The sequence below is a fragment of the Photobacterium sp. HL06 genome, assembly GCF_059552575.1.
The window spans coordinates 2196725-2217360 of record NZ_CM183914.1 but is presented as its reverse complement, the minus strand read 5'-3'; the positions used below and the strand labels follow the sequence as shown (position 1 = coordinate 2217360).

At 45.9% G+C, this 20636-nt stretch carries 17 protein-coding genes; 7 read left to right on the top strand and 10 right to left on the bottom strand.

Translation table 11 applies throughout. The features are described from left to right. Positions 1 to 302: 302 nt before the first annotated feature. Both AC51G0_RS10350 and AC51G0_RS10345 read right to left on the bottom strand, forming a co-directional pair. Positions 303 to 1142, bottom strand: coding sequence for a pirin family protein (locus AC51G0_RS10350; RefSeq protein WP_496298269.1), 840 nt, complete (start codon positions 1140 to 1142; stop codon positions 303 to 305). Between the two features lie 119 nt (positions 1143 to 1261). Continuing rightward, entirely contained in the window at positions 1262 to 1864 is a 603-nt protein-coding gene (locus tag AC51G0_RS10345; protein ID WP_496298268.1) for a DNA-J related domain-containing protein, read from the bottom strand. 90 nt (positions 1865 to 1954) lie between these two features. Between AC51G0_RS10345 and AC51G0_RS10340 the strand changes: the two genes are divergently transcribed. Continuing rightward, positions 1955 to 2146, top strand: a complete 192-nt coding sequence (locus AC51G0_RS10340; RefSeq protein ID WP_496298266.1) for a hypothetical protein — start codon at positions 1955 to 1957, stop codon at positions 2144 to 2146. 30 nt (positions 2147 to 2176) lie between these two features. On the opposite strand, the gene AC51G0_RS10335 is transcribed toward AC51G0_RS10340, so the two are convergent. Further along, complete coding sequence (locus AC51G0_RS10335) at positions 2177 to 3469, bottom strand: HAAAP family serine/threonine permease (RefSeq protein ID WP_496298264.1); 1293 nt, start codon at positions 3467 to 3469, stop codon at positions 2177 to 2179. A 1161-nt stretch (positions 3470 to 4630) separates the two neighbouring features. Between AC51G0_RS10335 and AC51G0_RS10330 the strand changes: the two genes are divergently transcribed. Further along, a complete protein-coding gene (locus AC51G0_RS10330; RefSeq protein WP_496298262.1) occupies positions 4631 to 6988 on the top strand; it encodes an alpha-amylase family glycosyl hydrolase in 2358 nt (785 codons plus the stop codon). A gap of 67 nt (positions 6989 to 7055) precedes the next feature. Here AC51G0_RS10330 and AC51G0_RS10325 read toward each other — a convergent pair whose 3' ends face one another. From AC51G0_RS10325 to AC51G0_RS10315, 3 genes are all read right to left on the bottom strand, one after another. After that, entirely contained in the window at positions 7056 to 8291 is a 1236-nt protein-coding gene (locus AC51G0_RS10325) for an HDOD domain-containing protein (protein ID WP_496298260.1), read from the bottom strand. A gap of 235 nt (positions 8292 to 8526) precedes the next feature. Then, positions 8527 to 9009, bottom strand: coding sequence for a YajQ family cyclic di-GMP-binding protein (locus AC51G0_RS10320; RefSeq protein WP_496298258.1), 483 nt, complete (start codon positions 9007 to 9009; stop codon positions 8527 to 8529). 117 nt (positions 9010 to 9126) lie between these two features. Beyond that, positions 9127 to 10182: a 3-deoxy-7-phosphoheptulonate synthase gene (locus tag AC51G0_RS10315; protein WP_496298256.1), complete on the bottom strand. Its 1056-nt coding sequence runs from the start codon at positions 10180 to 10182 to the stop codon at positions 9127 to 9129. A 506-nt stretch (positions 10183 to 10688) separates the two neighbouring features. Here AC51G0_RS10315 and AC51G0_RS10310 point away from each other — a divergent pair. Beyond that, positions 10689 to 11579 carry a putative PEP-binding protein gene (locus tag AC51G0_RS10310; RefSeq protein WP_496298254.1) on the top strand — a complete coding sequence of 297 codons (891 nt, stop codon included), beginning with the start codon at positions 10689 to 10691 and terminating at the stop codon, positions 11577 to 11579. 52 nt (positions 11580 to 11631) lie between these two features. On the opposite strand, the gene AC51G0_RS10305 is transcribed toward AC51G0_RS10310, so the two are convergent. After that, positions 11632 to 13116 (bottom strand): protein adenylyltransferase SelO, encoded by a 1485-nt coding sequence (locus AC51G0_RS10305; RefSeq protein WP_496298252.1) that lies wholly within the window; start codon positions 13114 to 13116, stop codon positions 11632 to 11634. A gap of 170 nt (positions 13117 to 13286) precedes the next feature. Continuing rightward, the gene (locus AC51G0_RS10300) at positions 13287 to 14630 is read right to left on the bottom strand and encodes a hypothetical protein (RefSeq protein WP_496298250.1); all 1344 of its coding nucleotides are present in this window, start codon (positions 14628 to 14630) and stop codon (positions 13287 to 13289) included. Between the two features lie 327 nt (positions 14631 to 14957). Between AC51G0_RS10300 and AC51G0_RS10295 the strand changes: the two genes are divergently transcribed. Continuing rightward, a complete protein-coding gene (locus AC51G0_RS10295) occupies positions 14958 to 15797 on the top strand; it encodes a CvfB family protein (protein ID WP_496298248.1) in 840 nt (279 codons plus the stop codon). Between the two features lie 218 nt (positions 15798 to 16015). Next, a complete protein-coding gene (locus AC51G0_RS10290) occupies positions 16016 to 16546 on the top strand; it encodes an OmpA family protein (protein WP_496298246.1) in 531 nt (176 codons plus the stop codon). An 80-nt stretch (positions 16547 to 16626) separates the two neighbouring features. On the opposite strand, the gene moeB is transcribed toward AC51G0_RS10290, so the two are convergent. After that, positions 16627 to 17373 (bottom strand): molybdopterin-synthase adenylyltransferase MoeB, encoded by a 747-nt coding sequence (gene moeB, locus AC51G0_RS10285; protein ID WP_496298245.1) that lies wholly within the window; start codon positions 17371 to 17373, stop codon positions 16627 to 16629. Between the two features lie 133 nt (positions 17374 to 17506). Beyond that, a complete protein-coding gene (gene moeA / locus AC51G0_RS10280) occupies positions 17507 to 18739 on the bottom strand; it encodes a molybdopterin molybdotransferase MoeA (protein ID WP_496298244.1) in 1233 nt (410 codons plus the stop codon). A gap of 203 nt (positions 18740 to 18942) precedes the next feature. On the opposite strand from moeA, the gene folE reads away from it, so the two are divergent. Continuing rightward, positions 18943 to 19596, top strand: coding sequence for a GTP cyclohydrolase I FolE (gene folE / locus AC51G0_RS10275; RefSeq protein WP_496298242.1), 654 nt, complete (start codon positions 18943 to 18945; stop codon positions 19594 to 19596). A 93-nt stretch (positions 19597 to 19689) separates the two neighbouring features. After that, entirely contained in the window at positions 19690 to 20625 is a 936-nt protein-coding gene (locus AC51G0_RS10270) for a LysR family transcriptional regulator (RefSeq protein ID WP_496298240.1), read from the top strand. Positions 20626 to 20636: the final 11 nt, after the last annotated feature.

Genomic DNA, 20636 nt, shown 5'->3' with positions numbered 1-20636 from the left:
CGGTTTAAGCTGACTTGAATGAGTATGGGGTGTTTCCTAATCAGTCTCAATCCAATGGTTGAGACTGATTAGTTATTTTGTATAAACGTTCTTGTCCCACTCTTTGTTGGCGACAGCCATCAATTGCTTCCCTGACTGTTAGGTTACATCGTAACTTGCTTGGCAAAGTGTTAGATCGCGTATGAGTGTGCACTGAATTATCAGTACTCTTCATAACTATTTGATAGATATCATCCTTCAAGAAAGATAAAGCGATGTTTCTTGGTACCTGACCAGAGATTACAGCATCACCTACAACCATCTCAGACCAACCTTCCTTGCTGATAATCTGATATTGCCTGTTCAATTTCATCCATGCTGTTCATCACAAACGGGCCATAATGCACCACTGGCTCATCGATAGGGAGGCCGGATAGCAACAATACCCCGGTATCTTCAGTGGCCTGGATCGACAAGCCTTCACCACTTTCAAGAATAGCCAGCTGGCCTGCTGTCGCTGTGGTCCCGGTAATTTCGATAGCACCTTTGTAGACATAGAGCATGGCTTGAAAATCTGGGTTTAAGCAGCTGTTAAAATGCTCCCCTTTGGCTGCTTGCCAATCGGCAATGGTTGTTGGTACCCCGGTTTTCTGGAGCGGCCCGGTGAGGGTCTCTCCCTTGATGGTTAAATCCCCGGCAATCACACGGATCAGGCTTTGTTCCGAGAGCGCCTTTTCTGCAATGACTTCTGGCTGGAAGTCATGGTATTGAGCGGGCAGCATTTTCTTGGTGGCAGGCAGGTTTATCCAAATCTGGAAACCATGCAGGTTACCGTCTGTCATCATGGGCATCTCACTGTGAATGACACCACGCCCGGCAGACATCCATTGCGCACCGCCATCCCGTAGTTCACCGGTATTACCCATGTGGTCTTTATGTTGGAAATGACCCTGTAGCATATAGGTGAGTGTTTCGATCCCACGGTGCGGATGAGGTGGAAAGCCACCAATATAATCATCGAGATTTTCCGATTTTAATTCATCAATCATGAGGAACGGTGAGAACTGTGCGTTCTCAAAGCCATGTGCACGTTGGATTTTAACACCATCACCATCGGATGATGCGTGAGACTGGATGATTTGTTTTATACGCCTGATAGCCATATGACCCTCCGAATACTTAGCCCGTACTGACGGGGAATGTTGTTAGTGTAGGAGGGTGGCTTAGAGGTTAACAGATGATAAAGGTGAACAGCTTGTTTGAAAAAGTTGAACGATAGTTCTCACTCTTGCAGTCTTTGCCACGCTTCACAAACCTTGCGGAACTGCTCGGCATCGCCATTTGGGCGATCAGGGTGCCAGCGCAGGGCAAGTTTGCGCCACTGGTGGCGAATTTGACGGGGTGTTGCTTCAGCTGGTAATTTCAGTGTGCCAAGATCTTGAGAACGTGAATGGGATATCGGTGCTTTGGATGAGCCAATATGGTTTTGGTAGCGCCGCCAGAATGAGGTGAGTAGGGCTTTTACCGCTTTGGCATCGGTGTGGTAGTTACGCCAGTCAAGGTAATAGCTGCGTAGTGGGTCACTTGTATCAATTTGATTTTGCACCGATCCCGGGTTGCAAGACAGGCGAATATCCATTGCCTGGGCCTGTAGCCATTGCTCTGGTAGCAACATCTCCTGAAGTTGGTACAGGGCATTCATCAGCAGGAAATTTCGCTTAAAGAGATCTTTATCGGGATCATCATCAAGCGTTGTCAAAATGCCCTGCTGCCGGAGAGTGTCTGCGAGGGTGTGGATCATCCAACCTGATGGCTTGCCGTTGAGTAGGGTGATTATCGGCCAAATAAGAGGGTTATCGTATTCAGTGTATGTATCGAGTTCCATTGGCTGCCGCTTTCTCAAAAGTATGCTGAGAGCCTAGCAGAAAAGTCACCACAGGTGTTGTTTATTAAGAAAAAGTTGTAATAGAAGATTATGAATACCAATGTAAAAATGAAGGCAATATTGGATTTGGCGCTAGGTCGGATCATTACAATACTGGCCGTAGGAATGATGGCCGTCGCACTGTTTGTGGATGGGAGTTATCAAGTGTCGCTGCTAGCATCAGTACTCTGTGTGGCTGCTATTTACTTGTTCCATAAAGATTATAAAAAGGCCATCAAATGATGGCCTTAGTGCTAGGTGTTGACGTCAGGATTACTGAGCCAGCGAATAGAAGATCGCAGAAATTGAAATCAGGCCAATAACGGTCACAAAGACATTGCTTAGTGCGCCTGAATACTGGCGCATCGAAGGCACTTTCTTGATCGCGTACATTGGCATGATGAACAAAAGCATCGCGATGATAGGGCCGCCTAGGCTTTCAATCATACCCAGAATGCTTGGGTTGATAGTTGCAACAGCCCAAGTTGTAACCAGCATGAATAGAGCCGTGAAGGTATTTAATGCTTTAGGGCCCACTTCTTTGCCACGGCTACGAGCAACCTTAACAACCAGACCATTCAAGCCTTCGCTTGCACCCAGGTAGTGGCCAAGGAAAGATTTGGTGATCGCGATAATAGCAACAACTGGTGCCGCGTAAGCAATGGTTGGTGTGTCAAAGTGGTTTGCTAAGTAAGTCAAAATAGAGACATTCTGGGTTTTGGCTTCAGCAAGGTTGGCCGGAGACAGGCTGAGGACACAGCTGAATACGAAGAACATTACGGTGGCAACCATCATAATATGGCTACGAGCCAGAATACGGGAACATTGCTTCTCAGCATGCGCGCCATATTCTTTTTGTTTAGCGACTGCAAAAGATGAAATAACCGGGGAGTGGTTAAATGAGAAAACCATAACCGGAAGGATCAGCCACACGGCCATAAAAATAGCATTTACACCGCCTTCAGCAGGCATTACCTGATCGAAAATCGCACCGTTCCAGTGAGGGACAAGGTACATTGCTAGCATCAGCAGTACAGCGACGAATGGGAATACCAATACACTCATGGCTTTGATGATGAGTTGCTCGCCCAGGCGGACGATAGCCATTAGACCGATAATGAGTACTAATGCCAGAATAGCACGCGCTGGTGGCTCAATACCTAGCTGGTACTGCATGAAGCTTTCTACTGTATTGGTTAATGCAACACTGTAAACCAGCAAAATAGGGTAGATCGCAAAGAAGTACAGTAGGGTGATTACTTTACCCATACCTGCGCCAAAATGCTCTTCTACGACTTCGGTGATATCAGCACCAGGATTAGAGCTGGATAGCACAAAGCGAGTCATACCTCGGTGAGCGAAGAATGTCATTGGCAGGGCAAGAAGTGCCATTACCAATAGGGGAATAAGGCCACCTACACCGGCATTAATTGGTAGGAATAAGGTACCAGCTCCTACTGCAGTACCATAGAGGCCAAGAGCCCATACGGTATCGTTTTTGCTCCAACCGAGTTTGGTTGCGCTTTTTGCTGAAGAATTAACAGTATTGTTTTTCACAGTGCCCATTATGGACATCTCCTTTATAGGTATATTGTTATAGCCTTCAAGGGGTTCTAGTCGCATATCTTCCATGCTTCGCCAGTAGACGAAGGAATATAAGCAGATCTCAGTACTGTTTCTCAGTCGAGTTATCAATTGAGTTATGTACTTGTGTTCAGGTGAACAAAGAAAAGAAGCTGAATGGTAGGTTGAATATCGGGACAGAGCGGTCTTTAGCTCTCGATATTCAAGTGACGGTTCCTCGGTCTCATACGCTTATCCATGCGGGCATTAAGCTACTGGTGTCAATGTCTGCTGTATATCGCTAAATTAAATAAAACCTTATAAATACTAATGGAACCCTAGACGACGGCGGAAAGTATAGGGGATTCTTTGTAGTACAACTATTGATTTCGGACCATAGAGTGTTCGTTTGCACAAATAGCATGCACATGTATAAATATCTCAGATTGATGGTTATGAGTAATTGTGTGCAAAGGTGAAAGGTTGTTAATCATCCTTCCAAGTAATTGGTTTTGGTTATGTTTTCTTTCCAATTTGGCTGTTTGAGCAATGGTTGCTCTCATGGTTTGAGTATAAATATCCTCAGATAACGTCTAGAAGAGGGAGGGTGACGTCAATGGATGTTAGGTATTTTGTTAATTATCGATATGATTATATTATTTTTAGCCTCTTTCAATTCTACCTCATAGACTGCATGAATTTTTAGGGTGCTTATTATATTGACGATCTTATAGTTAGCGCGTCGCTTTATTTCATTTTTTTACTTTTCTATACACAATAAGTGATGCCAGTATTGTTCGGTAATAAATAGTTGTAGCTAACTTTCAATACTCAGCCTAAGTATCGTGATCAACTTCAATTATGTACATTTCTCCTCCTTTTTGCTCCTCCCCCTTATATCGCTTATGGGGCTGATTTCACAATCTCTCATCAAAATATAATCATAACGTTCAAAAAAGTCGCTTAAAAGGCTCTACCGGAATGATGCTATCCAAGCTGCCAAATGATATCGGCGGCCAATATATATGGGCGACTTCTCTTCTACAAATGCACTCATTCCTCTAGTGCCACAAGTTAGTTAGCACGGAAAAGACTCAGTTTTCTGTGATGACATACAACTAAACCTGCAGGTAAGCAGGTGATTGACAAAAGACAGGAACGAGAATGAAGATCAAACTTACCAAACTGGCGTTGGCAACAATGTCATTATCCCTGTTGTATGGGTGTAATGGCGGCAGCTCAGATCCGGAACAGATACAGACATCCAAGCCGACGAGCCAGAATGTTCAGACCATAGAGGCTAACAGCTGTAGTCAATTGGCTGACAGCAACGATGTTGCACCGCTAGTTGATACCAAGCTGTTTGTGCGTGGTGCGCATTCCAACTGGGCGGCTGATCCGCTCTATCAACTGACCTATAAGGGGAATAATATCTACCAGGCGTACTTTACCCTGGATAGCGCCACTCAGACTCAGTTCAAGATTGCCGATGATACGGATAATTGGGGTGTGCAGTACTCGGTAAACCAGGATGGTAGTTACATTAATTTACTTGAAGGTGTGGGCTACAACACAGTCAACCATGACGCCGGATCATCAAACAACAGCATCGATCTTAGCGCAGCAACCTACAGTGTGAAGCTGACATTGGATGGTAATGACTACGATCAGGCATCTTTGTTGTTCGAAAAATGTGATTCGGTACCGGCACCATACGGCGATACTGAACTTTTACTGCGTGGCGATTTTAACGGTTGGAACAACAGTACGTCTTTCACCTATCTGGATGATGGCCTGTATCAGGCAAGTATTTACCTTCTGCCGGGTGAGTATAACTTGAAGGTGGCCAGTGAAGATTGGAATACAGTTAACCTTGGCTTCAGTGATTTAGTTGCTGGTGGCGACTCAGTCCAATGGCAAGATGCGGGGGAAGATAACAAGCTTCGACTCACCGTGACAGAGTTGGGTGAATGGACATTCGTTGTCGATGCCACTGATATCAGCAACCCAACACTGGTGATCTCCGAACCTAAGCCACAGTCACTCTATGCTTGCTACAACAGTGACAGTGCTGCATGCGATCTGCGTACATACCAGGTCATGGTAGAGTCTTTCGTTGATGGTGATAGTAGCAGAAACTATGGGGTCGGCTACGGCTCTTCTCATCACAATGGTGATCTGCAGGGTGTTATTGATAGTCTGGACTACATCAAAGGGTTGAATGTCAATGCATTGTGGTTAACGCCGGTGTTTGACTCCTGTGTTGGTGCATCTGGTGATGCAAGACTGGATGCGACCGGCTACTTTGCTTGTGACTTCTTTAATGTTGATCCTAACTTCGGTAGCAACGAAAAGCTGAAGGAGCTAATTGATACTGCTCATAGCAAGGGGCTGTATGTCTTCTTGGATGGTGTATTTGGTCATGTTAACAAAACCGGCGTGAAGGCATCACCAACCGGTAAATTACCAACGTTGAAAGCAGGCGATGCTAACTATCCTGGCCAGCTGGTGGTATACCCAGATGCTAATAGTTTGGCGTTCTTCAAAGAGGTCGCAACTTACTGGGTGCGTGAGTATGGGATCGATGGCTGGCGTCTTGATCAGGCATATCAGGTTCCACTTGATGAATGGCGCGAACTACGTAGCGCTGTAGAGAGTGAGTCAGCTACGCGTAAGGCCAATGGCGAAGAGTGGGGTACGCTGGGCTATATGGTTGGCGAAGTGTGGAAAAGCGCTGAAGATATCGCTAAGTACGCTTACGGTACTGATGATAACCCAGCACTTTTGTCGGCATTCGACTTCAATCGTCGCTACGGTATTGTACAGGCGCTGGCGGTAGAAGAGAGCGGCTACTCGGCTGATGCTACCCAGCTTGACTATTTCTGGAACAGCCTCTCTAACTATCCGTATCATGCTATGCCAAACTTGATGCTAGGCAACCATGATTTGGTTCGTTTCGGTGACTTGATTCAACGTGGTAACAAAGGTAATTACTGGAAACGCCATAAAGCTGCTATTAGCTTCTTGGGCGCTTGGTCTGGCCCTATTACTTTGTATTACGGTGATGAAATCGGCGATCAAGTCGAAGGTTTTGCCGCGAAGGTGAGCTATGAAGACAACTGTGTTGATCAGGGCTTTTGTGAAGATCACGTCGCTCGCTCAAGCGCCAAGGTGTTAGGGGTGAGTGTTGATTCATTGACGAATGAACAGGCTGATCTAAAAGAGTGGGTAACTAAGTTGTTTGAGGTCCGGAAGACACATGCGGCACTTTATAGTGGCGAGCGTCTTAACTTGGCAATCACACCTGATTTGTATGTCGATTTGAAACAGACCGCGGATGAGCAAATTATTTACCTGCTGAACGTTTCTGAACAAGATACGTCTTACGCTCTGGATGCATCACAGTTGAAGTCTGATCATCAACTGGTTGATTTGATGACTGGAGATGTAATCGCGAATGGTGGTGGTACGCTAAACATTGCGGTACCAGCCTTGACGGGGCGTTTCCTTCTGGTTGAATAATCATCCATTTTTTTAGACCAAGGGCGCGATATTCGCGCCCTTTTTATTGGTAATCGCATTAATTATGCTATTCGTCGTGGACGGAAAGTATAAATTTTCCGGGATCACGGGCACTGATGCTCTTGAGGATTTTCCCGTCCATTTGCATATGCGCAAACCAGTAGGGGGCTTGGTCATTGAGAAAAGCATTACTCTTTTTCATCATGTCATATATGGTGAAGACTCTGGCCTGACCCAGGGCTGCACCATGTAAACTGCGATCATAGACTGGCACATCATTAATATCTTCCAATAATGCATTTTTTAAATGCAGTGTTCGTGGCCCCCAATCGATATACTCGACAATACGCAGCGTCAGTTTCTTTTCCCATTTTTCTAAAATTGTGGGTAAAAACTCCATTGAATAGGTAATGTCAGCACAGGCAAAGTAGTCCTCTCGCTGCTCTTTTTCACGAAAGGTCGTCATTACCCGATCTAATGCTTCATCAAAGCAATTGGTAAAATGGTTACATATGACAAACTGACTAATGCCGCGGAGTATACCTAACAAAACCCCTTCGTCGGGTTCTTTGTAGTTAGCATCCTCTAACCGCATACGGGTGACATTTGCCATCGTGATTGCATGTTGCCACATCTTGGGGGCGATGAGCTTTGTATTGCTATCTGCCCACTTGAGCAATGGCTTGGCCATCAGGACAGGGTAAAGCATTCGGCAATTATTGATGCCGATAAAACCAATAGCCGTTTTAGGGTCAGAAATTTTTCTGGGGGCTTTACCCACTTGCTTACAAAATTGAGAGTTATTCACCAGTTCGAGAATATTTGAACCTAGCGAATGATAAAGAATGGCTAATGAACCCAGTTTTTGAAAGTTAAGGGTTGGCGAATAAGCAAATGAGGCAAAATCACCGAAACCAGCATGAATATTCAACAAGCGTGTAATATCCATTCTCTCAAAGCGAGATTCCATGATATTTTGCGCTGTTTTTTGAACAACTTCGGCAATTCTCTGGTGACGTTGTTGCTTGATAATACCTTCAGCTCTTCGCTCTAAAACCTTATCTGTCTCACAGTTTAACAAGAGGCGCTGATTATGTGTTATACGCTCTTTTTCATATAAAATGATAGTGTCACAAAACTCAGTTTCGCGGCTTAAAATATGATCAACATCATCTTGGTTGACTAAATATTTTAAGCTCACCATCCACTTAGCGTGTCGGCTTTGTACCTGCTGACTAATTTCCGATGCTGCAGCTTGCGCCTCTTTGGTGTAGCGCTTATCAGAAAAAACCGACTCTGCCACATATCCTCCCTAAGTGATGGTAAATCAAACAATGATGACGCCTATAAATATTTCTCACAGGCATAAGGCTACTATATGTCATAGACCTTAAAGATGGAATATTAGCATGTTGCTGTTGTTTGAAATATCAGCAAACTGGTTAAGAATGTTATTGAGTATTGAGCGAGATATAAAAAAGGAAGGCGTGTAGCCTTCCTTTACGTTCTCAGAGTAACTATCTCTGTAGCAGGGCAGGTTAGTCACGGAAGTTATCAAACTGGAAAGGCTGGCCTAGATCAGCTTCGCGCACAAGCGCCATCGCTGCTTGAAGGTCATCACGCTTCTTACCGGTGACACGAACTTTATCACCTTGGATTGCAGCTTGAACTTTGATCTTTGAGTCTTTAATAGCTTTTACGAGTTTCTTGGCCGTTGTTGTTTCAATGCCTTGTTTGAATTCGACATTGCAGGCAAATGATTTACCAGTACGGACAACATCTTTTTGTTCCATCGATTGTGCATCAACAAAGCGCTTGGCAAGGTTAGCACGGAGGATTGCGACAAGCTGAGAAAGCTGAAAATCAGATTCAGTTGTAATTTTTACAACTTCTTTCTCTAGCTTGAAGCTGGCGTCAACACCGCGGAAATCGAAACGTGTTTCAAGTTCACGTGACGAGTTGTCTACTGCATTTCTTACTTCAACTAAATCGACTTCAGAGATAATATCAAAAGATGGCATTTGCTCAATCCTAATCCGTAATTTTCATATTTATTCGGCGAGTATAACAAAACTTTGCTGGCAATGACGGATTCACCGAGATATCCCGTCATTGCCTATGTTGCTTCTAGTTATAGCTTATTTGCGTGTTTTTATCGCATCTGCCAGCATGTCGAGCATGATCACAGTGTCTGCCCAGTTAATGCATGGATCAGTGATCGACTGGCCGTATGTAAGCTGATCGAGCTTACTACTATCGACGCTCTGTGTACCTTCTTCAATAAAGCTTTCGGCCATGATGCCAGCAATAAAGTGACTGCCATTTTTAATCTGCTCACAGATATCTGCTGCAACATCCAGCTGACGCTTGTGTTGCTTCTGGCAGTTACCGTGGCTGAAGTCGACAACAAGGCGTGTAGGCAGGTCGAAAGAGGCTAATGTTTCACATGATGCCGCAATATCTTCCTGGTGGTAATTTGGCATCTTTCCGCCACGTAAGATGACATGGCCGTATGGGTTGCCGGAAGTGCGGTAGATGGTCATCTCGCCGTTTTTTGCCGGAGAGCAGAAAACATGGGATTCACGGGTTGCGCGGATCGCATCGACAGCAATTTTGATATTACCGTCGGTACCATTTTTAAAACCAACCGGGCAGGAAAGGGCAGATGCCATCTCACGGTGGATCTGGGATTCGGTGGTCCGGGCACCGATAGCACCCCAAGAAATCAGATCAGCCAGGTATTGGCCGGTGATCATATCAAGAAACTCGGTGGCCGTTGGCAAGCCAAGCTTATTAATATCAACCAGTAGCTTACGGGCTGTATGTAAACCTGCAACCAGATCTAGGCTGCCATCAAGGTGTGGATCAGAGACAAGTCCTTTCCAGCCTACGACCGTGCGAGGTTTTTCAAAGTAGGTACGCATCACAATACAAAGTTCGTCTTTGTAATTGTCCTGAATGCTCATAAGGCGCTGTGCATAGTCGAGGGCAGCTTCAGGATCGTGTACCGAGCAAGGACCAACGATGACAAGAAGCCTAGAATCTTGTCCGGTTAAAATCGCTTCAACCTGACGGCGGGAGTTTGCGACATGCTCAGCGATTTCTTCTGTAATCGGGTAAGCGGTTTCAACGTCTGCCGGTGTTGGCATTAACCCTAGGCTAACGGTACGGAGTTCATCTGTTTTCATTGGCATAATACGTTTGCCTATCTCGGTATATCAAAAAATAACGACGCGTAAAGATAGCCCAAAAGACAGCAGGAATAAACCAAACTTGTGATATGACTTAGGTTTTTCTTTCGATTCCCTGTGCTTTGTTAAGCATAGGCAGTGCAATGATGAATAATCGTTATCAAGGCGAGATGAATAAATCGCAAAATTGTGTCATAGCACTTGAACGGGTATGAAAGACTCAAAATCACGCACGATATTTTTTCTATGCATATAATCTAGATATAATTTCACTTCTGGTGTTTTGTGCTTGCCATGATGAGGATGAATCAGTAATGTCATGGATAACACAAGGAAGATGGTTAACAAGCACTTAATGGTAATTGTTCAGCTTGGTTTTTATTGGGCTGTCTAGATGCGATAGATGGTGGTTTTGTATTTTCATTCAAAATGTCGTGTCCAAGTCGGCGACTTGCCATTGCTGAATCACTCTTCCTGATTTTGGCGTAATTTAGTTGTAGTGGTGCCTTATGACAAACAAAGATCAGTCCAGTTTTCATTTTACAGAATTATTAAAAAATCCCTCCCAGCTTGAGAAACCAGATCTCGCTATTGGCTTGGTTTCAATGGATGACCTAATTGGCAATGCTATTGGTATTCATCCTTATGCAATCGCAGAGACCGCCAAGCTTGCAGAGCAGCAACAACAGGCGGTGTTGGAACGTGCCAGTGAGTTTGATACCCCGGCAGAGTGGTATGTGACGACATTGACGGACATTTTGGTCAGTGCAGCACAAAATGCTGAAGGAAAACCGTTGCGCGTAAGGTTATCTGGTGCTGATTCACATTGCCGACAAGCATTATTAGGGAGTGAACTGGAAACAAAAGAAGTGAATCCGTTGATCGGACTTCGTGGTGTTTCTCGTTTTGCAGACAAAACACACCGGAAAAGCTTTGAACTGGAGTGCGAGGTGATAAAGCGCGCCCGTAATTCACAAGGGATGACCAATATTGAACTGGTTATTCCTTTTGTGAGAACGTGCAGTGAAGCCGCAACCGTGATTGATCTGCTGGCTGAACAAGGCCTGTGCCGAGGAGCGCAGGGCTTGAAGGTTCACTTGATGTGTGAATTACCGGCCAACGCTTTATTGACTGAAAAATTCCTGCCTTATTTTGATGGTTTGGTTGTGGATATTGATCAGCTAGGCCAATTTGCACTAGGTTTGGATCAGGAGCATCAGTCATTAAACTATTTACATGATGATCAGAATGAAGCTGTGTTGCAGCTGGTAAGGCACGCGCTTAAAGCGGCGGAAAGTACCGGCAAAGTGTGTGATATCGTCAGCCACTATATTCATCAGGCACCAAAGTTGCAGAAGTGGTTACTGGAGCATGATGTGACGTCAGTAATTAGCCAGTGAGGCTAAGTGGGTCAGTTATTATAACCGGCAATTACTTTGCCGGTTTTTTTCATTATGACGAACAGCTAATTTCAAGCTCTTTCCCCCACTGCGGTGGCAATGCGGCGTAGCCCTCATAGTCTGGATGCTCGGCGTAAGGGGTTGCCAATACCGATAGGAGCTGATCAACCATGCTGAAATCGCCTTGATCGGCGAGCTCGATTGCCTGCTGAGCGAGGTAATTCCTCAATATGTATTTAGGATTGGATTGTTTCATCAGCTCTAGTCTTTCCTGATCATCACGTTGTTCTGCATCCAGGCGATCAGAGTACTGTTGTAACCAGTGGGAAACCGTATTTAGGCAATTGAATAAGCTTTCAAACTGGGAAGCGCTATTGGCTAGCTGTTCTCTGGGGATTGTCGAGAGCGTTCTGAAGAACAGGGTGTAGTCGACACCTTGGTTTGCCAATAACTCAAACATTTCACTGTATAGCTGGGAGTCTTGTTCAAGTTTTTGGGTTAACCCCAGCTTATTGCGCATTTTAATGCTGTAGTGTTGTTGTAGCTGTGGCTGATAGGTATTTAGAGCCTCATCAGTCATTGTTTTATCAATAAGTGGTGATAAGGCGTAACCTAATGCAGATAAGTTCCAAAGGGCAATTGAAGGCTGCTGGTTGAAGGCATAGCGACCTGAATAATCCGAATGGTTACAAATATAGCCGGGGTTATAATCATCCAGAAAGCCGTACGGGCCGTAATCAAATGTGAGGCCGAGTACAGACATATTATCGGTATTCATTACGCCGTGTGCAAACCCGACGGATTGCCAGCCAGCAATCATTTCGGCCGTTAGGCTGACAATTCGGTGAAACATTGCAGCATAGCGATTTGGCATGCTGTCTGCGTTTTGCTCAAGCAGATCGGGAAAGTGATGCTTAATCAGATAGTCGGCTAGCAGCTTTAGCTCAGCGTGCTGGTTGGTATAAAACAAGTATTCAAAATGACCAAATCTCAGGTGGCTTTCTGCAACTCGGATCAGGGTTGCTCCTCGCTCGATTTGCTCACGGTAGACCGGGGTGGTGCTACTGAGTACGGCAAGTGCATGGGTTGTCTTGATCCCAAGCCCATGCATTGCTGCACTGGCAAGGTATTCGCGGATGCTTGAGCGCAAAACGGCACGACCATCTCCTTGTCGAGAATAGGGGGTGAGACCTGAACCCTTGAGGTGGATATCCCATTTTTTACCCTGGCTGGTAAGCACTTCGCCCATTAGCAACCCACGACCGTCACCAAGGTCCGGATTGTATTGGCCAAATTGATGACCTGTGTATTTCATTGCGATAGGGTAGAAGCCAGGCAGCTCATCATTGCCGGTAAACAGATCAATGAAAAAGTCGGTACTTGCTTCGGCCAGATCAAGTTCAAGCAGTTCACAGATCACCGGGTTGACGCTGACCAGAAATGGGTCGGTCAGTGGTTGCGGTTTGATCCGGGTGCCGAATACCGCAGGCAGTTCACTGTAGGTGTTGTTGAACGTCAGTTCCGTGAGAGTGCGCATTGAGCCAGCCTGTGAATATCTTATATTACTGTCAGGGTAACAACTTATCCGCCAGTAACAAGATACAAAAAGTAGGGCTATTCGAGAGGCTCTGGTTATTGCCCAGAGCTGATATAACCCAGAGCCGATATTAATTTAAGGGTAGCCCTGACGGCGAGAACGATGAAGAGTTAGGTGATTGGCTCAATATCAACGATTTTCGAACGGTTCATGATGATTTTCCAGCGCTGGATACGGACGGTCATATCTTCATCGGTTTCTCGGGTGATCAAATTGATCAGGTGGCGTTTTTCTACTGACTCTTTCGATACCTGGCCGTCTTTTAACTGATAGATTTTTTGCGAACCTTTTTCCATGAGCTTGGTTACCATTCTTAGGTCAAGCATAATGGATTCTCGACTTTGCTCATAACCCGTTAGAAACTTAGTGGTGGACATACGAGTAGTGCTTTTGTAATGCAGGATCGTTTCTTCCCGTTGAGAGACTTTGTGTTTTCTGATCTTTTTGATCTCATCGTCGAGCTTGCTGTAAGCGACATATTCTAGCCACTCTAGCTGGCGGCCAATCAAGTGGTTTGAATTGGCATCAAAGAACTGCTTGCGCCATTTAGGTTTGCCTTTGCGTACCCAGCGCCACAGTATGACTTTGAGATCGTCTTTGAATACTTCACGGGCCGCATAGACGAACGCCAGCACCAGAATAAAGGATGCGGTAATATCGCCTAGTACACCTCGTGCCTGTATTAACATTAAGGTGACGAAAATCATCACAAAACCGGCAGCAAACCCAGTAACGACTTTCTTGGTATTCTTGCCAAGCTCAATGGTTTTTTCTTTCATTGTTACCGGATATTCAATCAAACGGCGCAACAGGCGCATTTTATTGGACATCCGGGTTTGATCCTGGGTTGCCTTACTGGAGTTGTAATTATTGCCAATACGGTGCTGGGTTTCATTTTCACAAATATTGATCAGCAGCGCCTTGATGTCAGAATAGTCATTACCACGAGGCAGGTGAGAGACTAAGGAAAGGCAGCGTTGCTCGGTAAACCACGACAGGTAGTTGTCAATATTTTCGTAGTATTTGAGTAGCTTCTTGTCGCTCGGTACGCTACGGCGTAACCTTTTCAAAATGCGTACTGCCAGCTCAGCGACGTCCTCAACTTCTTCAAGCGTGCGCTCTTGTTTATCTTCCAGTAGCTGGTGAGCCGTTTGTTCCAAGGCCAGCGCATACTGATAAGCATATAAACTTAGACTAAGGCGGTATTGCTCTGTTGAAAGCTTGCCCCGGCTGGCCAGGCGGCTATGTACCAGGGGAAGGTGGTTAACATCACTGTAATAGGTGCGTTTCCCCAGGATGGCATTATGGTAGAACTCATCTTCGGAAATGATGTTGGAGTTTAGCCCTAGTTCTCCGGGCACAAAAATATAGAGATCAAGTTGTCGATTGGTCGTTTCTTGAATGACATGGGAAATTTTAACTTTATGTCCGTCTTTTTTTTCAACAGTGATCACTATGTTTTTATACCTCGTGGAAAAAATGATGTTTCGAGTGTTGGGTTGTTTGTAGCTGATTATCACTTACATCCGATAAAAATGTCAGTGCTAGGACTAATTTTAGATGAATTAACAATTTATTAGCAGTTCAAATCGAGGTATACCGCTTCGATAGGCTGAAAACTAACCAAATAAGTGAAGATAGGTCAGGCGTGATGAACCAACATCACGTATAATGCGCGGCCTAAAGTATATGATGATAGCGATTACCGTGTTTCTGCAGGAAAATTCGTTGGATACATGGATAAGATGGTCGTTTTTATTTACCCAGAGAGTGTCGAATAAATGATTAAAATAGGACAATACAACACGTTAGAGGTCGTCAAGCTGGTAGATTTTGGCGTTTTCCTTGATGGTGGTGAAGACTTTGGCAATATCTTGTTGCCAAAATCCTCTGTTCCGGCAGGCACTGAGCTGGGAGATGAAATCAAAGTCTTTATCTACTTCGATTCTGAAGATGACGTGATTGCAACGACCGAGCAACCACTGGCACAAGTCGGTGACTTTGCTTTGCTACGTGTTGTGGGTATTTGTGGCATTGGCGCATTTGTCGACTGGGGCCTAAGTAAAGACTTGCTAGTACCATTTAGTGAGCAACGTCGTCGCCTGGAAGAAGGCCAGGACATCATGGTACGTGTTTACACAGACAAAGCGTCTGGTCGTATTGTGGGTTCAACTAAATTCAACCGCTTCTTGGACCAAACACCAGCTAACTACAAAGTTGGCCAAGAAGTGCAGGTGATGATCGCAGAAGTGACAGATCTAGGCTACAAAGCCGTTATTGAAGAAGCGCACTGGGGTTTGATCTTCAAGACAGAATCATTCGGTAAACTATTCCCGGGCAAAAAGCTGAAGGCTTACATCAAAGAGATCCGTCCGGATGGCAAGATCAATCTGTCTTTGCAGAAGGCAGGACGTGGCAAAGTTGATGATCTGGCCGATAAAATTTTGACGACGCTGGAGCGCAAGGGGGGCTTTGTCCCGCTGAGCGATAAGTCCTCGCCTGAAGATATTTTTAAAGAGTTTCGTACCAGCAAGGCAACCTTCAAGAAAACAATTGGTGGCCTGTACAAGAAAGGGCTGATTGTTATTGAGCGAGATGGTATCAGACTGAACGACAACTAATGGTTATATCCAAGCTGCCTCAAGGTGCTTGGGTATATTTAAAAGCCGGTGATATTCACCGGCTTTTTTGTGCCTGAAGCATATTACCTAACTAATGAAATCAATGAGATAAAACTGATATATGTTGTGAACCATCTCCACGATAGTAATTTCTGGCCACAATGGATCTGCGTGATTTGATAGAGTTGCCAGTGAATGAGTTAGATAGGGTTAGGTTCATGCATAAAGCAAAAATTGCCGTTTTATTTTTGATGTCGGTTCTTCTGTTTGGTTGCGCATCGAACAGGGAGAACGGGGTGCCCCAATGGAAAGTCGATGCCTTTTTGGATGATACTCACGAGCAGCTTGAAGAGGTTATTGCTACCGATGAAGGTGTGGTGAACCGAGAAGAGCAGCAGGTGATTGTGATCCTTAGTGGTGATAAGAGCTTTCGTCTTGGAAGTGCAGAGATTAGAACGAAAGGACACGACGTACTTGAAAAACTAACGGACTTTCTGGCGGATAATTCAAAATCTAATATTTTTGTTGTTGGTCATACCGATAGTACCGGTTCGGCAGAGTATAACCAGAAGTTGTCAAATTTGCGTGCTTTAGCCGTGACTGATTTTTTCATTTCTCAAGGCATAGAAGCTGACAGGGTTAATAGCTATGGGGTTGGGCCGTGGAGTCCAATTGCAAGCAATGAGACGGCATCTGGCCGGCAAGAGAATAGACGTATTGAAGTTCGTATCACTCCGAAATTCGATTAATTGGGGATGCGGGCTGCAGAGATAGGGATAATAAAAAGGAAGCCATCGGCTTCCTTCTTTCGTTTAGCTCGCTATGTCGACTAACTGCAAACAGAGCATGACGGCTGCTTGCTAAGCTTCATTTCCCGCCAGCTCATGCTCATGGCATCGAGCATCAATATCTTACCGTTTAACGGCTGTCCCATGTTGGCAACAACCTTAATCGCTTCCATCGCCTGAACCGCGCCGACAATACCAACAACTGGCGACATGATACCGGCTTCCACACAGCTCAGTGCTTGCTGGCCGAATAGGGCGCTTAGGCATTGGTAACATGGTTCGTTATCCTGGTAGGTATAGACGCTGATTTGACCTTCCATGCGAATGGCGGCACCTGATATCAGCGGCGTTTTTGTCTGGTGGCACAGACGATTTAGCTGGTTGCGGGTTTCAACATTATCGCTGCAATCGAGCACAATTGAATGTTGCTCTATGAGTGATAGCAGCTCATCATCATTGAGGCGCTTCGCAACGGTGTCAACTTGGGTATTCGGGTTGATAGTGACAAGAGCTTGTTTGGCTGAATCAACCTTTAAGAAACCTACCGTGCTGTCGTTATGCAGTACTTGGCGCTGTAGGTTAGACACCTCGACCTTGTCATCATCGATTAAGGTAAGCTTTCCCACACCGGCAGCAGCCAGATACTGGGTAGACGCACAACCCAAACCACCCGCACCAAGGATTAGCATCGAGGAGGCTTTTAATGCTTCCTGACCATCAAAATCAAACTGCTTGAGAATGATTTGGCGGTTGTAACGCAGCATTTCTGTATCGGTTAGTTCTACCACTGTGTGTTCCTATTTGGTTTAGATCCTAGACTCTGGTTCCTAGTTCCTAGTTCCTAGTTCCTAGAGAAGAAGCGAGGAGTTGCTTGCAATTAAGTGGACGGAAGATAGTCCTTCTCGCTTCTCGCTTCCGCGATTAATACATCGTGTGGTTGAATAGCTCGATCGTTACGTCTTCGCCAGGCATCACACGGCCGCGATCTTGTTCAAGTACAACAAAGCAATTAGCCTGGTGCATTGAGCTAAAGGCACCAGATCCTTGGTTACCCGTTGTTGCCACTTCAATCTGACCTTCAGCATTGATTTGGTAGATACCACGTTGGAAGTCAGTACGACCTGGGCGCTTCTTGAATACCGTGGTAGCTTTTGCCTTCAGGCGCTGAGGTGGTTGATACTGGGTATGACCTGAAAGCTTGGCAATCATCGGCTGTACCAGTTGATACAGAGTCAGCATTGCCGAAACAGGGTTACCCGGCAGGCCACAGAACCAGGTGTCTTTAATGGTGCCGAATGCGAAAGGTTTCCCTGGCTTCATGGCAATTTTCCAGAAACCGATCTCACCCTGCTCATCGAGAATATCTTTAGTGTAGTCAGCTTCACCAACGCTCACACCACCAGAGGTTACCAGAACATCGGCCTTGGTTGCCTCGTCAAATGCTTCGCGTAATTTTTCTGGGTTGTCTGGAATGATCCCCAGATCAATCACATCGCAGCCAAACTTTTCCAACAGGGCGCGGATACCATAGCGGTTGCTGTCATAGATCTGAGCAGCCTCCAGCGGTTCGCCAACAGAGCGTAGTTCGTCGCCGGTTGAAAAGAATGCAACGCTAGGGCGGCGGAAGACATTAACTGTGGCAATCCCTAACGAAGCCAGCAATGGCATCTCGCGAGCCGTAATACGATTGCCTTTAGCAACAACGACATCGCCCAAACAAACATCATCACCGATAGGGCGCACGTTATCGTTGGCTGGTGGCTTGACCATGAAGCGAATGTTGTCACCATCGACTTCGGTTTCTTCCTGCATGATGACGGTATCGGCGCCTTCAGGCATCTGGGCACCCGTCATGATACGGATACACTGGCCTTCGGTGCACTCACCCTCGAACGGGATCCCGGCAAATGATTTACCAGCCAGGATCAGAGTGTCAGTCTTATCCAGATCTGCACTGCGTAGGGCATAGCCGTCCATTGCCGAGTTAGCAAAAGGCGGTACGTTAATTGGAGAGAGAATATCTTCAGCGATCACCTGTCCCATCGCTTCAGACAAAGAAACAGCATGTACTGTTTCAAGGGGCTTAACTTCTGCCAAAATCTTGGTCAGAGCCGTTTCTACAGGCATTAGGCCTGGCGCGTCACAACATCCCATAAGTAGTATCCGTTGTAAGTCATTAGCTTATTATGATTTGCATAGGGAATTATTATGACAAAAAAAACGGTTCATCACTAATACCTTAGTAAATACGTAGTGTATTTTTTGTCATTTACAGGTATCCTTCGGGCTGAATTATCGCTGGCAGTTTGTATAGGGCACTTAAATAGCATTACGCCCAGGCCGGTTGGAGGAAAAAAATGACAGCATTAAGCGAATCTGCATTGAAGGTGCGCCAGGCACTGGAAGAGCGTGGACTTGAAACACCTATGACTGACAAGGTGGTAAGCCGCGAAGAGAAAAAAGAGCAAATTGAGTATCACATGCGTGAGATCTTGGAGCTTCTTTCGTTGGATTTATCAGATGATAGCCTGATGGAAACCCCACACCGCATTGCTAAGATGTATGTGGATGAGGTTTTCTCCGGCCTTGATTATGCCAATTTCCCCAAGATCACCGTCATCGAGAATAAGATGAAGTGTGATGAGATGGTTCGAGTAAAAGACATTACGCTCACCAGCACCTGCGAACATCACCTGGTGACCATCGATGGTAAGGCAACTGTTGCCTATATTCCTCGCGGCAAGATTATCGGGCTATCGAAGATCAACCGCATCGTCCGTTTCTTTGCCCAGCGACCGCAGGTTCAAGAGCGCATGACACAGCAGATCCTGGTTGCCCTACAGACATTGCTAGAGAGCGATGATGTTGCGGTGACGATGGATGCCACCCACTACTGCGTGAAAGCGCGCGGTGTGATGGATGCAACCAGTGAAACTACCACCACAGCGTTAGGTGGAATTTTCAAGCGTAACCCTGCGACCCGTGCCGAATTCCTTCATGGCCTGCGCTAAGCGATTGCCTGTGAGCAACCGATAAGTTGAATTGTTATCAAATGCCAGTTGGTTTATCCGGCTGGCTTTTTTGTCTCTGAGCCCTGTTTACCTATGGATCTGATTAAACTTTCCCGAATCAGTATGAAGCACCTGGTCACGCTCCATGTGATGCTGGATACCTTGAGCGTCACTGTCAGTGCAGAGCGCTTGTGCCTGAGCCCGTCGTCAGTGAGCAAAACGCTGACTCAGCTTCGGGAGAGCCTCAACGATGAACTGTTCTATCGCCATGGCAACCAGCTTGTTGCTACCCCGCTAGCACGACGCCTCGGACCAACGGTTCACCAGATGATCAATGAAATGAATCAAATGCTGACTCAGGAAGCCTTTGATCCGTCTCGTTACGAAGGCCGCTTTTCCCTTGCGATGCGCGAGAGTACCTTTGAACTGCTTGCTGCAAAGTTGAGCGCTAGAGTACTGGCGCAAGCACCTAATCTTCGATTGGAGATCTGGTCGAAGGACAGCATGGGGTTTGACGGGTTGGTGAAAGGCAAATTGGATTTCATTATGTTGCCTCATGATCGTAGCCAGCCACCTAGCTCACACAACAACCTTGTTTGGGAAACCCTGATCGACGATGAGATGGTGTGCTTGATGAATCCTGACCACCCATTGGCAAACCAGGCTTTGACGATAGATGATTATCTGAGTTTTGGACATATCGGTATCATGGATCAGGACTTGAGCGTTCCTTTTTTTGAAATGCAGCTTGCACAACAGCATCGCAAGCGCCGAATCGCCATCGCAGTGGCTGACTTTGGTGGGGCCGCTTTGATGTGTCATCACAGTGATCTGTTGTTCACTTGTTCCAAGCAGTGGGCGAGTACCGCGATGCAGGCCAAGGGGCTGATCACTAAACCGCTTCCGTTCAATTATGGTGAGGTCTCCTATAGCCTGGTGTGGCATCAACCTAGTATGAATGATCCCGCTCATCGGTGGTTGTATGAGCAGATTGCGGAGTGTTGTAGGGAAACCGGAGCAAGTTCCTAGATCCTAGTGTC

Bases quoted from the DNA above. Each gene is read 5' to 3' on its own strand.
- AC51G0_RS10310 (WP_496298254.1), top strand. From the start codon at position 10,689: ATGACAAACAAAGATCAGTCCAGTTTTCATTTTACAGAATTATTAAAA.
- AC51G0_RS10315 (WP_496298256.1), bottom strand. From the start codon at position 10,182: ATGCCAATGAAAACAGATGAACTCCGTACCGTTAGCCTAGGGTTAATG.
- AC51G0_RS10350 (WP_496298269.1), bottom strand. From the start codon at position 1,142: ATGGCTATCAGGCGTATAAAACAAATCATCCAGTCTCACGCATCATCC.
- folE (WP_496298242.1), top strand. From the start codon at position 18,943: ATGACAGCATTAAGCGAATCTGCATTGAAGGTGCGCCAGGCACTGGAA.
- AC51G0_RS10270 (WP_496298240.1), top strand. From the start codon at position 19,690: ATGGATCTGATTAAACTTTCCCGAATCAGTATGAAGCACCTGGTCACG.
- AC51G0_RS10330 (WP_496298262.1), top strand. From the start codon at position 4,631: ATGAAGATCAAACTTACCAAACTGGCGTTGGCAACAATGTCATTATCC.
- moeA (WP_496298244.1), bottom strand. From the start codon at position 18,739: ATGGGATGTTGTGACGCGCCAGGCCTAATGCCTGTAGAAACGGCTCTG.
- AC51G0_RS10320 (WP_496298258.1), bottom strand. From the start codon at position 9,009: ATGCCATCTTTTGATATTATCTCTGAAGTCGATTTAGTTGAAGTAAGA.
- AC51G0_RS10340 (WP_496298266.1), top strand. From the start codon at position 1,955: ATGAATACCAATGTAAAAATGAAGGCAATATTGGATTTGGCGCTAGGT.
- AC51G0_RS10290 (WP_496298246.1), top strand. From the start codon at position 16,016: ATGCATAAAGCAAAAATTGCCGTTTTATTTTTGATGTCGGTTCTTCTG.
- AC51G0_RS10305 (WP_496298252.1), bottom strand. From the start codon at position 13,116: ATGCGCACTCTCACGGAACTGACGTTCAACAACACCTACAGTGAACTG.
- AC51G0_RS10335 (WP_496298264.1), bottom strand. From the start codon at position 3,469: ATGGGCACTGTGAAAAACAATACTGTTAATTCTTCAGCAAAAAGCGCA.
- AC51G0_RS10345 (WP_496298268.1), bottom strand. From the start codon at position 1,864: ATGGAACTCGATACATACACTGAATACGATAACCCTCTTATTTGGCCG.
- AC51G0_RS10295 (WP_496298248.1), top strand. From the start codon at position 14,958: ATGATTAAAATAGGACAATACAACACGTTAGAGGTCGTCAAGCTGGTA.